General features: G+C 50.7%; 10 protein-coding genes. 9 read left to right on the top strand and 1 reads right to left on the bottom strand.

Translation table 11 applies throughout. The annotated features are described in order from the left end of the window. Positions 1–11: 11 nt before the first annotated feature. From dusB to hflX, 9 genes are all read left to right on the top strand, one after another. Positions 12–998 carry a tRNA dihydrouridine synthase DusB gene (gene dusB, locus ACN0VM_RS00815; protein WP_417448928.1) on the top strand — a complete coding sequence of 329 codons (987 nt, stop codon included), beginning with the start codon at positions 12–14 and terminating at the stop codon, positions 996–998. Further along, a complete protein-coding gene (locus tag ACN0VM_RS00810; RefSeq protein ID WP_417448927.1) occupies positions 998–2,101 on the top strand; it encodes a two-component system sensor histidine kinase NtrB in 1,104 nt (367 codons plus the stop codon). The genes dusB and ACN0VM_RS00810 overlap by 1 nt, the downstream gene beginning before the upstream one ends. Beyond that, positions 2,088–3,542: a nitrogen regulation protein NR(I) gene (gene ntrC / locus ACN0VM_RS00805; RefSeq protein WP_417448926.1), complete on the top strand. Its 1,455-nt coding sequence runs from the start codon at positions 2,088–2,090 to the stop codon at positions 3,540–3,542. The genes ACN0VM_RS00810 and ntrC overlap by 14 nt, the downstream gene beginning before the upstream one ends. A gap of 71 nt (positions 3,543–3,613) precedes the next feature. Further along, the gene (locus ACN0VM_RS00800) at positions 3,614–5,974 is read left to right on the top strand and encodes an ATP-binding protein (RefSeq protein ID WP_417448925.1); all 2,361 of its coding nucleotides are present in this window, start codon (positions 3,614–3,616) and stop codon (positions 5,972–5,974) included. A gap of 22 nt (positions 5,975–5,996) precedes the next feature. Then, positions 5,997–7,388: a sigma-54-dependent transcriptional regulator gene (locus ACN0VM_RS00795; protein ID WP_417448924.1), complete on the top strand. Its 1,392-nt coding sequence runs from the start codon at positions 5,997–5,999 to the stop codon at positions 7,386–7,388. A 38-nt stretch (positions 7,389–7,426) separates the two neighbouring features. Then, positions 7,427–8,800 (top strand): Trk system potassium transporter TrkA, encoded by a 1,374-nt coding sequence (gene trkA, locus ACN0VM_RS00790; RefSeq protein ID WP_417448923.1) that lies wholly within the window; start codon positions 7,427–7,429, stop codon positions 8,798–8,800. A 9-nt stretch (positions 8,801–8,809) separates the two neighbouring features. Beyond that, positions 8,810–10,249, top strand: a complete 1,440-nt coding sequence (locus ACN0VM_RS00785; protein WP_417448922.1) for a potassium transporter TrkG — start codon at positions 8,810–8,812, stop codon at positions 10,247–10,249. A gap of 192 nt (positions 10,250–10,441) precedes the next feature. Continuing rightward, positions 10,442–10,687, top strand: coding sequence for an RNA chaperone Hfq (gene hfq / locus ACN0VM_RS00780; protein ID WP_020398945.1), 246 nt, complete (start codon positions 10,442–10,444; stop codon positions 10,685–10,687). Next, positions 10,688–12,061: a GTPase HflX gene (gene hflX, locus ACN0VM_RS00775; protein WP_417448921.1), complete on the top strand. Its 1,374-nt coding sequence runs from the start codon at positions 10,688–10,690 to the stop codon at positions 12,059–12,061. Positions 12,062–12,066: 5 nt separating this feature from the next. Here the strand turns inward: hflX and mazG are convergent, their stop codons facing one another. Next, complete coding sequence (gene mazG / locus ACN0VM_RS00770) at positions 12,067–12,882, bottom strand: nucleoside triphosphate pyrophosphohydrolase (protein ID WP_417448920.1); 816 nt, start codon at positions 12,880–12,882, stop codon at positions 12,067–12,069. Positions 12,883–12,890 lie beyond the last annotated feature (8 nt).

The following is a 12,890-nucleotide window of genomic DNA, read 5'->3' as shown; positions in this document are numbered from 1 at the left end:
GGTAGAGATCGATGGCTCTTAACATTGGACCGGTAGAAATCAAAGATCCAGTTATTCTCGCACCCATGTCGGGCGTGACGGACATGCCGTTTAGGCGTTTGGTAAAACGCTATGGTGCAGGACTAGTGGTTTCCGAGATGATTGCGTCGGAAGCGATGATCAGGGCGACACAAAGTAGCCTGAAGATGTCGACCAACTGTGCGGAAGAGTTTCCTATGTCAGTTCAACTTGCGGGCTGTGAGGGCCCCAAGATGGCTGAGGCAGCGAAACTCAATGAGGACCGTGGGGCCGCCATCATCGATATCAATATGGGCTGTCCGGTAAAGAAAGTGGTTAATGGTCATGCGGGTTCTGCCTTGATGCGGGATCTGGACCATGCGGGCGAGCTGATCCACGCGACAGTGAACGCTGTTTCTCTGCCGGTTACGCTCAAAATGCGTCTGGGATGGGATGATAATAGCTTCAATGCGCCGGAACTCGCTAAAATTGCTGAACAGGCTGGCGTTAAGCTCATTGCTGTGCATGGCCGGACCCGGTGCCAGATGTATCGCGGGCATGCTAACTGGAGGAAGGTTGGCGTGGTGAAAAGCGCAGTAGACCTGCCTGTGGTCGTTAACGGCGACATCAATACATTCGCCGATGTTGATCAGGCACTTGCAGATTCTGGTGCTGATGGCGTCATGATTGGACGTGGCTGCTATGGTAAGCCTTGGTTGGTCGGGCAGGTGATGCACTACCTGCGTACAGGTGAAAAATTGGCTGAGCCTGATCTGGAAGAACAGATGAACACTGTGCTTGAGCACTATGAAGAGATGCTTATCCATTATGGCAGCGAAGGCGGTATTCGTATCGCACGCAAACATCTGGGTTGGTATACAAAAGGCCTCCATAGCTCCGCAGATTTTCGCAACGAAATTAATCGCATGGAAGACCCCGAGCAGGTAAAACGGGCGCTGAGAGATTTTTACCTCCCACTTTGTGAACAAATGGCCGCTTAATGCAAGACACGGGGGACTTAGCGGGAGAATTGGTAGGTACGCATGATATTCTGCACAGCCTTAGTCAGGCAATTTTTCTGATTGATGGGGATAATCAGATTACAAATGTGTTTGCGCAGGCCGAAACCATTTTCGAGAGAAGCAGGGAAGCACTTTGTGGCAGCAGCATTGCGCACCTTCGAGGTGTTGGTGACGCTGCGGACGGTTTGGTAACGCGGGCGCGTAAAGAACAATCACCGTTAAACAGTTATGATGTTGCACTGATGCCGCCCATCGGTGACATCGAACTTATGGATATGCATGCTCATCCCTACGGTGAGGAGGGCTATATCATTTTGTCAGTTCAGCCGCGGCGGATAACAGCCTTTCTGGAAAAAAGAGCAGAAATGGAAGCCGCAGCGCGTTCCGTCAGTGGTTTGGCTTCTATGTTGGCCCATGAAATCAAAAACCCCCTGTCAGGAATTCGCGGCGCTGCCCAGTTGATGGCCCGCGCAAAAGACAGCAAGAATCTTCGTTTGACCGATCTCATCGTTAAGGAAGTAGACAGGATAAAAGGGCTGGTTGACGAGTTGGAGACCTTCAGTTCTCCACAAGCTCACACTAATGAAGCTGTGAATATTCATGAAGTTCTGGACCATGTGTTAAATCTGGCGATTGCAGGTTTCGGCGCCAAGTGTAGTTTTAGACCACGTTTTGATCCATCCCTTCCGCCGGTGTTTGGTAACTACGACAGGTTGATTCAGGTTTTTCTGAACCTGATCAAAAATGCGGTTGAGGCGGCTGGACCTGAGGCCGACATAACTATCACAACATCCTATCGGCACGGCATATGGCTCAGCAATCGACTGGGCGAGCGTATACGTCTGCCGGTCGAGGTTAGTGTGTTAGATGACGGACCAGGCATCCCAGGCCATTTGCGCGGGCATCTTTTTGATCCTTTTGTTAGCGGCAAAGAGGGGGGCACTGGCCTTGGCTTAGCCCTGGTGGCGCGTTATGTCAGCGACATGGAAGGCACGGTAACCTGCGATAACCATCCCAAAGGGGGGGCGCAGTTTAAAGTACAGCTTGCGCTCGAAGAGGATATGAGAAGTGGCACGGACTAAACCCATTATTATTGTAGCGGATGATGACCTCGCAATTCGTGTGGTCGTTGGCGAAGCTTTGCGACAAGAAGGGTGGATGGTTATCGAGGCGGAGGACCTGCCGGAATTGCAGCGCCTTGTGGAGCGGGGGCAGGGCGATGTTGTGCTCTCGGATGTCATGATGCCGTCGGGCAATGGTCTGGATGCTTTACCGGGTCTGCTAGAGCGACGACCAGACCTACCGTTCGTTATCATGAGCGCACAGAACACGCTGTCAACCGCAATGACAGCCACCAATAACGGCGCATTTGATTATCTACCAAAGCCCTTTGATATTGATGAGTTAATATCAATAGTTAAAAAAGCACTTCAAGAAAAAGTCGCGTTGGTTTCGACGGACCTTGAGCGCGATGAAAACCTGCTGATCGGTCGATCAACGGCAATGCAGGAGATATATCGTACAATGGCGCGTGTGGTTAAAACTGATCTGACCGTGATGGTAACCGGCGAAAGTGGGACGGGTAAGGAACTTGTCGCGAGAGCGTTGCATGCCCACGGGCCACGAGCCAGCAATCCTTTTGTTCCCGTTAATATGGCCGCAATTCCTCGGGAGTTGATCGAAAGCGAATTATTCGGCCACGAGCGAGGTGCGTTCACCGGTGCAGAAACCCGGACACTTGGCCGATTTGGCGAAGCCAAGGGCGGGACCTTGTTTCTGGATGAGATTGGAGACATGCCGCTCGAAGCACAAACCCGGCTGTTGCGGGTGCTTCAGGAAGGTGAATATCGTACTGTGGGCGGCCAGAAGAGCATCAAGTCCGATGTACGTATCATCGCCGCGACCCACCGAGGTCTGCAATCCATGGTCAGAGCAGGTGACTTTAGGGAGGATCTGTTTTTTCGTCTGAATGTCGTGCCTATATCACTGCCCCCACTGCGGGAGCGGCCCGAGGACGTCCCGGATTTGGCAGAACATTTCCTACAGAAAGCGCAAGATAAAGGGTTGCCGCGGAAAAAGATGACGGATGGTGCCAAAAAAGCACTTCAGTCTTTCGATTGGCCGGGTAATGTGCGCGAACTTGAGAACCTTTTGCAGCGGATATGTGCGCTTTATCCCGGAAAGGAGATTAGCGGCTCGGTAATTAGGGCGGAGTTTGATCGGTCAACATCGGAAATGGCGGGTGGTCCCGTCAGTATAATGGCCGACGTTAGCGGGGGGAATCTTGCCCAGACCCTCCGGCTGCATCTGGACCAATATTTTAACTATCACGAAGATGGTTTGCCGCCTGCGGGTTTATACCAGAGGATATTGCGGGAAGTTGAACGGCCATTGATTCAGAAGGTGTTGCAGGTCACGAGTGGAAATCAGGTTAAAGCGGCTGAACTGCTTGGCTTGAACCGCAATACCTTGCGGAAAAAAATCCGCGAACTGGATATTTCTGTTCATCCTCGCGCGTCCTAAACTTTGCCATAATCGTGTTTCAGCGTGTGATATATCTGGAACAATTGTGACAAATATGCATCATGGGTCGCATGTCTGATAAAAATTCGCCAGCAAAACCGGAGATAAAGCCGGGCTTCCTGACATTGCCCAACCGGCGATGGGCGAAATTTATTCTATGGTCACGTCGCCTTAAGCTCGCAGGGCGCATAGAAATTTTGCTGTCTGTGCTTGCCGTCATCTCCGCGATTACGACTTATATCGTTATGTCGCGCAAGTCTGGGCCGTTTGAGCTTGCCTCTGGTCGCACTATGCGCGTCTTGCTGGCAATTAACCTTGCTTTGCTTTTGGCTTTGGGGGTCTCGATCGGTCGATGGTTTGTACGAATTTGGTTGTCGCGCAAAGGGATGGCAGCCGGATCGCGGCTGCAGACAAAGGTTACGGGCTTTTTTATTGCGATTGCAATTGTGCCGCCGATCATCATGACTGTTTTCTCTGCACTGTTTCTGGAATTCGGCATTCAGTCTTGGTTTAGTGAGCGCGTGAGGTCAGCACTCAACAATTCACTTGAAGTCGCTGAAACCTATATGATTGAACATCGGGCCACAATTGAGAAAGATATGCAGGCTATAGCGCTCGCCTTCAACCGCTTGTCGCCACTTCAACAGACAGATAGCCTAACCTTACAACAAGTGGCGTATAGTGCGCTCAACACCCGCCTGTTATCCGAAGTTTTGCTGATAGAAATGCAAGACTTGGATACTGAAGGAGCAGTGGTCGCACGGGCCAATCAGGGGTTGGAGTTAACTACGTCGCGGTTACAGAAAAGCATGCTTGATCGTGTTCGGCAGGATGGAACTTTTGTGGCCTCCAATACGGCAGACAACACTGTTGTAGGCATGACAAAGCTCTCAAGCTTCCTGCGCCCGACCTATTTATATGTCGCAAGAGACCTCAATCCTCAGGTGTTGGGGTATTTACAGGCGACGCGCTCCGCGGTCGCCGATTACGAAAGCCTTGAAGGGCAGCGCAGTAATATTCAACTGCAATTCAACGTCGTGTTTATCATTGTGGCATTGTTGATCCTGCTTGCTGCAATATGGATTGGGCTCTGGTTTTCCGCCCGGCTGGTAACCCCGCTATCCAACCTTGTTGATGCTGCCGAACGGGTAGGGCAAGGTGATTTGGCTACTCGGGTGCCTAGCCCTCCCACGAGCGATGAAGTTGGTATGCTTAGCCGTGCATTCAATCGCATGACTGACCAGATCGCCAGGCATCAGGATGCCTTGATTGAGGCGAACAGGGAGCTAGATGAGCGCCGTCGCTTCCTTGAAGAGGTTTTGGAAGGCGTATCTGCGGGCGTGATAGGTTTGCAGCAGGACGGAACCGTATTTCTACCCAACCGCTCAGCCGCTAGCCTACTGGGGGTCTCTTATGAAGATCTGATCGGTCGGCGGCTTCACGAGGTGGTTCCTGAGTTCAAAGAGCTGTTGCGCCAAGGTGAAAATAGCGTGGTGGGGGAAGTGAAAGGTCAAGTACTTATTGATGTCAACGGCGAAACAAGGACACTGTTGGTGCGGGTTTTTGTCGAGCGTGGCGATGGTGATACCACGGCTATCGGAGGTTATGTGGTAACTTTTGATGACCTTACGGAGCAATTGGCAGATCAACGAACAGCTGCCTGGGCGGATGTTGCCCGCCGTATTGCACATGAAATTAAAAACCCCCTGACGCCTATCCAGCTATCCGCTGAGCGACTAAAACGCAAGTATCTGAAGGAAATCTCTAGCGATACCAAGGTCTTCAGTCAGTGCACTGATACGATCATTCGTCAAGTCGGAGACCTGCGCCGCATGGTGGATGAATTCTCATCCTTTGCTCGCATGCCAGCCCCCATACTGAAAGAGACCGACATTACGGATGTTGTAAAACAGTCGGTTTTCTTGCAGGACGTTGCGGCTAGCCGGATTCAGTTTATCACGCGTATGGCAGAGGATATCAACAGTATCAAATGCGATGGTCGATTGGTTGGCCAAGCTCTGACCAATATTCTAAAAAACGCCGTAGAATCAGTCTCCGCGCGTGTTGAACGTGATATAGAACGAGCTGCGGATACCGTGGAACCGGGATTTATTAAAGTGGAACTCACCCAGGATGAAGACCGGACAGAAATCAGGGTAGATGACAATGGGCTGGGCCTGCCTCAGGATCAAAAGGATCGTTTGATGGAGCCCTATGTCACGACGCGGGCTAAGGGGACAGGGCTTGGCCTCGCCATCGTCCGGCGTATCATGGAGGAACATGGCGGAATTGTTCGCTTGGCGGACCGTGCGCCTTTGGGGGCCAGGGCGGTTCTTGTTTTTTCGCATACTGCCCTCGAAAAGCGGGCATCGCGTGCCGAACACATTGATGATGATCATAAAACAAAAAGAGGCGGCGTTGCTGCTGAATGAATACTAGGGAGTAGGCCAAGATATGGCACTTGATATTCTCATAATTGATGACGAGGAAGATATCCGTGAACTTGTCTCCGGTATCCTGGAGGATGAGGGGTACAAAACACGTACTGCCCATGATAGCGATAGCGGGCTTGCTGAAATTGAAGCACGCCTGCCCTCACTTATGGTGCTTGATATATGGCTACAGGGCAGCAAACTTGATGGGTTGGAAATATTGGAGCTGGTAAAATCGCGGCACCGAGACCTGCCTGTCGTAGTAATAAGCGGGCATGGAAATATTGAAACTGCTGTCGCGGCGATAAAAAAAGGCGCCTATGACTTTATTGAGAAGCCTTTTGAGGCGGATCATTTGTTGCTGACAATTTTGCGAGCCACCGAGGCTGATCGGCTGCGGCGAGAGAATGAAGAACTGAAGAAACGCTCTGCCTTTTCTGTTGATATAACAGGGAAAAGCCAAGCGATTAATAATGTGCGGCAGAATATCGAGAAAGTTGCGGCGACAAATAGTCGGGTGTTGATACACGGACCCTCCGGTTCCGGCAAAGAAGTCGCTGCACGGCAAATCCATGCCCGGTCAAACCGGGCCAGCAGTTCTTTTGTAGTCATTAGTGCTGCATCTATGGAGCCGCACCGTATGGAGCAGGAGCTGTTTGGAGTTGAACAAAACGGGGGGGTTGTAAAGACCGGCCTGTTCGAGCGGGCGCACGGTGGTACATTATTTATCGACGAAGTTGGTGATATGCCCTTGCCAACGCAGGCTAAAATATTGCGTGTTTTGACAGATCAGGCCTTTGAGCGTGTGGGCGGCAATACTGGCGTAAAGGTGGATGTCCGGGTGATTTCTGCGACCAGCAAAGACCTGTTGGTGGAAATCAGAGATGGTCGTTTTCGAGAAGATTTATATCACCGCCTTAACGTGGTGCCGCTTAAAATGGCGTCATTGTCTGAGCGGCGGGAAGACATTCCTATGCTGGCACAAAACTTCCTCGACGCGTTGGCGGAAGCGACCGGCAGGCCGAAAGCGAGGTTGGCTGATGACGCGATTGCTGCTCTGCAATCATACGATTGGCCGGGTAATGTTCGTCAGTTGAAGAACATCATGGAACGCCTTGTGATCATGGGAGCAGATGAATTCGACAATGAAATAGGCGCGGATTTGTTGCCTCAGGAAGTGCGAACAGGCTCAAGCAATCTATTGCACTCTGGTGGCGATAGCGCCATCATGACAACACCATTGCGGGAAGCTCGGGAAGCGTTCGAACGGGAATACCTTAAAGTACAGATAAACAGGTTTAGCGGGAATATTTCACGTACAGCAGCCTTCATTGGAATGGAACGATCAGCGTTACACCGTAAGCTTAAATCCCTTGGCCTCACAGGTAGCGGCAAGGCTGATGAGGTTGAATAGCTTGATTATCAAAAACATCAGAAAATTGGTATAATGCTATGAAAGTAATAGTTTGTGGTGCGGGTCAGGTTGGTTTCAATATTGCAAAACATTTGGCGGATCAGCAAAATGACGTAACAGTTATCGACCGCTCTCCTGAACTGATACGCAAGATTAGTGAATCGCTTGATATTCAGGCGCTGGTTGGGCATGCCTCCGACCCATCAATGCTGGCCAAAGCTGGTGCTGCAGATGCTGAGCTATTGGTCGCGGTCACATGGTCAGATGAAGTCAATATGGTTGCTTGCCAAGTCGCCAATTCGCTGTTCAGTGTCCCGACAAAGGTCGCACGTATTCGAAATCAAACCTACCTGAAACCGATGTGGGCGGATCTCTTTTCGCGTGAAAACATGCCCATCGATGTCATTATTTCCCCTGAACTCGAGGTTGCACAGGCCTTACACCGGCGCCTGCAGGTGCCTGGTGCCTTTAATATGGTGCCTTTTGTTGATGGTAAGGTACGACTAATTGGGCTTGTGCTTGATGAGAACTGTCCCGTCGTAGATACGCCACTACGACAACTCACGGAACTTTTTCCGAACCTGCAAACTACGGTCGTTTCTGTGGTCCGTTCAAACAAGATTTTTGTGCCGCGAAGTGATGATCAGTTGCAAGCCGGAGATGCGATATATATCGCCGTGGATGCAACAATGACAGAACGTGCGATGGCGGTTTTTGGACACGAAGAAAAAGCAGCGCAGCGATTGGTTATCGTTGGTGGTGGCAATATTGGGCTTTTTCTGGCTCAGCTACTGGAGGATAACGCAAAAACTAATGTTAAAATCATCGAATTTGACAAAGAGCGGGCATCTCTAATTGCCGAGAAACTGAAGCAGGCTGTCGTCATTAATGGTGATGCGCTGGACCGGGAAATTCTGCAGGAAGCCAACATATCGCAGGCGGATACGATCGTCTCCGTTGCGAATGACGACGAAGTCAATATCCTGTCTTCCCTGCTTGCGAAACAACAAGGGTGTCCCAGGGCAATCACCTTGATGAATAACCCGATATACGGAAGCCTTGTTGGCTCTCTTGGGATTGATGTGGCGCTGGACCCTCGGGAAACTACAGTCTCTTCAATTGTACGACACATAAGACGGGGTCGCATTCGTGACCTGTATAGTATTTTCGAGGGCAAGGCAGAAATTATCGAAGCCGAGGTAATTGAGGGGTCGGCCGTTGCTGGCAAGTCGATTGCTCAATTGCGTCTTCATGGGGATGTCAAGTTTGGCATGATAGTCCGGGGAGAGGAGGCAATTGTTCCTCATTCAGACACCATGCTGCAAGGCGGGGACCGTGTCGTTATTCTAGCACTGTCTGAGGCGGTTAAAAAAATTGAACAACTATTTTCCGCTCGCGCGGATCTTTTCTGATCGCGCACCATGTGGGTCGGGCGCTTATTCTTCTTGATTGGATGCTGGATACTGATTCTGGGGCTGCTACAGTTCGTGCCTTTCTTCACGGCGCTGTTCCTTGGTGAAGCCGAGATAGCAAGCAGCTTCTTTGTCTCCATTTCTATTGTCATGTTGGTGGGAGGGTCTCTTTACCTGGGCTTCCGTTCCTCCGTCCGTGTGAGGGTTCGTAAACTCACGATCCTTTTGCCGTTGGTCGGCGGCATTTGCCTAGCCTTCGCGGCTGGCTTGCCGTTTTTCTTTTTGTTTCCGTCAGAGGGGCTTATTGCTGCTTTCTTTGAGGGGATGTCGCTGGTGACGACAACCGGAGCCAGTGCATATGAAGGAAATGTAGAAGACATGAAGGCGCTTCAATTATGGCGGCTTCTTGCCTCTTGGCTTGGTGGTTTTATGTCGGTGTGTATTACCCTGTCGTTGTTAACTGCACTGAACAGCGGTGGGCTGCAGTTGCATCATTCGCCCTTGCCATATGGCGACAGCGACAAGGGTTACCCTCGTTTGCGCTCCACGGCCGAAACATTGTTGCCCATATATGTGTTCTATACGGCGATGTGTTGTCTACTTCTGATGCTGGGTGGGGAGAGTTTTGGTGATGCGGCGATGTTGGCGATGGCCTCAATTAGCACAACGGGTATCACGCCAACATCTGGTCATGTGATCGCGGGTAGTTGGGTACAGTTTATTGTGACCCTTTTTTCGCTAATCGCGATCCTGAACTGGGACATGCAATATGCGCGTCTCAAGCAATTACGGTTGCGCGGCACATTTGGTCAAGAAACGCGCGTTTTGATGCTGGTTGCAGCTTTTGCTGTGATCATATTATTCTTTTTGTCTGCGGAAAGCCATTGGTCGCACCTGTGGTATAGCGTGTTCTCGGCTGTATCCGCATTGGCAACTACAGGGTTTCAAGCTGCGGGCGGTGCAAATATTGATGACTCACTTCCAGCTTCAATAATCATTATATTACTGACTTGTTTGGGAGGGGCGGTCGCAGGGACCTCAGGCGGATTAAAGCAATTGCGCGCAAGCGTTATCTATATGTTGGGTCGTAGTGAAGTTGATCGGTTGGCGCATCCTCATGGCGTTCGTACTTTACGGTATGATGGGGAGGTGATCCAGGCAAAGGATGTTGAGGCAGTTTGGCTTTTGGTTGGTGGTTTTGTGCTGATCTTCACGATGGGAGCATTGGTTCTTGCGATATTGGGGATAGGTTTCAGGGAAGCCATTGCCCTTTCGCTCTCGTCACTTACTTTGTCCGGGCCACTTGCAGCTGTTATTGACCCTTATTTTCCTGGCTTTTCTGGTCTGCAGGGTGCTGATTATATTGTCTTGTCGATATTGATGCTAGTCGGGCGCGTGGAGGCTTCCCTTTTCCTTGCTCTTTTTGCGAGATCAATGTGGCGCGGATAACATTCTTAGCCAAGCAGATAATTATCTTAAAGCCTGTTGACCAAAACTAGCAACGTCTGACATATATGTAACCGCGCGTAATCATCGGTGACGGGTTAAACTGTGGCTTTACCACCGCTAGAAAACAGGTGATGCGGGCTATTGCTCTTAAGGCAAGTATAATTAGAAAATCATATAACAAACGGACAGTCCATGTCAGAAAAAAATCAGAACCTCCAGGACGTCTTTCTCAATGCCGTTCGAAAATCCAAAACGCCGGTCACGGTGTTTTTAGTCAATGGCGTAAAGCTTCAGGGAGTCATCACTTGGTTCGACAATTTTTGTGTATTGTTGCGCCGGGACGGGCATTCCCAGCTTGTATACAAGCATGCAATCTCGACAGTGATGCCGTCGGGCCCGGTGCAGTTGTTTGAGCCCGAAAAAGACTTAGAGGGTTAATTGACAAAAAAGACTGATGACCGTTCGGCCGAACGGCCGGGTGGTGGCTGGTCTACAGAAGGCCTTGGCTACCTGCAGGCTCAGGAAGCCAAGTCGAAGGTGTATGTTTTACATCCTTTTGTACGGGACCGGGCTGGCACATCCCACACAAAGCGTTCGCCCGAGGCCAGGCTTGAGGAGGCTATGGGGCTCGCTTTCGCGATTGATGTCGAACTTGTCGGCGGAGAGACTGTTGCTTTGCGCGAACGGCGCCCTGCAACGCTTATTGGCGTGGGGAAAATCGCCGAACTCAAGACCTTTGTCGCTGATAATGAGGTTGATCTGCTCATTTTTGATTGCGAACTATCACCAGGGCAACAGCGCAATCTTGAACGCGAAATCAAAACAAAAGTGATTGACCGGACTGCGTTAATTCTGGAGATATTTGGCGCGCGGGCCAGCACCAAAGAAGGCGAGCTTCAAGTTGAACTAGCCCATCTGGAGTATCAGCGTAGCCGTCTCGTGAGATCTTGGACCCACCTTGAGCGCCAGCGTGGGGGATCAGGCTTTATGGGGGGGCCGGGTGAGACCCAGATCGAAGCAGACAGGCGCATTATCGCCGATCGTATTACACGCATCAAACGCCAGCTTGAACAAGTGACACGTACCCGAACGCTTCACCGTGCACGTCGACAGAAAGTGCCCTATCCGATTGTAGCGCTTGTCGGGTATACGAACGCAGGTAAATCAACGCTATTTAACAGGCTTACAAAGGCTGAGGTTTTGGCGGAAGATATGCTTTTTGCGACGCTAGATCCGACGATGAGGGCGCTTGACCTGCCGAATGGGCGTCGTATTATTCTGTCCGATACGGTAGGGTTTATTTCCGAATTGCCAACAACACTTGTTGCTGCATTTCGCGCGACCCTAGAGGAGGTCTGTGAAGCGGATCTTATCATTCATGTTCGGGATGCCTCTCACCCCGACAGCAATATACAGAAACTTGATGTGGAGGGTGTGCTCGCGGAGTTGGGCGTTGAACTGGCCGAAGAAGGTGAGGGCACCCCAGTCATAGAAGCGCTGAATAAAATTGATCTCATGGATAATGAGGCACAGGCTGCACTTCTGGCGCTCGATGAGCGGCGGGGTCGTACTGTGGCAATATCTGGCCTTACCGGTGATGGCTGTGAACGGTTGATTGAAGCTGTGGACAAGCTGCTTGGTACTGGTGATCTGGATATACAGATGACAGTGCCTTACTCAGACGGTGCAACACAAGCTTGGTTGCATGCGAATTCCCGCATCCTCTCTGAGGAGCAAGGGGAGGATGGCATACGGTTTCAGGTATTAGTTGATCCTGTAGCATGGGCGAAATATTCTAACAGGCGCTCATGAAAGTTTTACTGCGTAGTCTTTTCCTCGGTTTTGACTTGGGTCCACAAACTATCCATCTCTTCAAGGGTTGACTGAGAGGGGGTTTTGCCCTGTTCGGCGAGTAGCGCTTCTATGCGTTGGAAGCGCCGTACGAATTTGGCATTGGTGCCTCTGAGGGCTTCTTCAGGATCTAAATTGAGGTGTCGCGCCAAGTTTGCCATTACAAATAATAAGTCGCCCATTTCCTCTTTGATGTGGGTGGTATCGACGTTATTTTCTGCTGCCTCCACGAGTTCTGCAGCTTCCTCCCGAATTTTATCTAGTACGTCCGTTGTTTGAGGCCAGTCAAAACCGACTCGGGCTGCTCGCCGTTGCAGTTTCAGGGCTCGCTGCAGAGCGGGCAAGCTTATGGAAACTCCGTCAAGCACAGAAACTGCCCGTCCTTGTTCGCTTGCCTTTTTGGTGCGTTCGATCTCTTTCTGGTTTTCCCATGCTGTAACTTGTGCGTCTGATGTTTTGATATCTGCATCGCCAAAAACATGTGGGTGCCGACGGACCATTTTTTCACATATACTATGCACAATATCGGCAAATGAAAAATGCCCCAACTCATCAGCCATTTGTGCGTGGAACACAGTTTGAAATAAAAGGTCGCCCAGTTCATCCTTAAGTGAAGACATATCGTCAGCACGGATGGCTTCTTCGACCTCATATGCTTCTTCTATAGTATGGGGTGCAATTGTTGAGAAAGTTTGTTCTACATCCCAAGGGCAGCCATTTTCTGGGTCTCTGAGGCGGCGCATAATTTCGAGCAGATGATTAATAGAATAGGACTGTGGCATCATATTTC

It is taken from the genome of Kordiimonas sp., from assembly GCF_048260245.1.
Classification (GTDB): Bacteria; Pseudomonadota; Alphaproteobacteria; order Sphingomonadales; family Kordiimonadaceae; genus Kordiimonas.
This window is presented reverse-complemented; position numbering and strand designations above follow the sequence as displayed.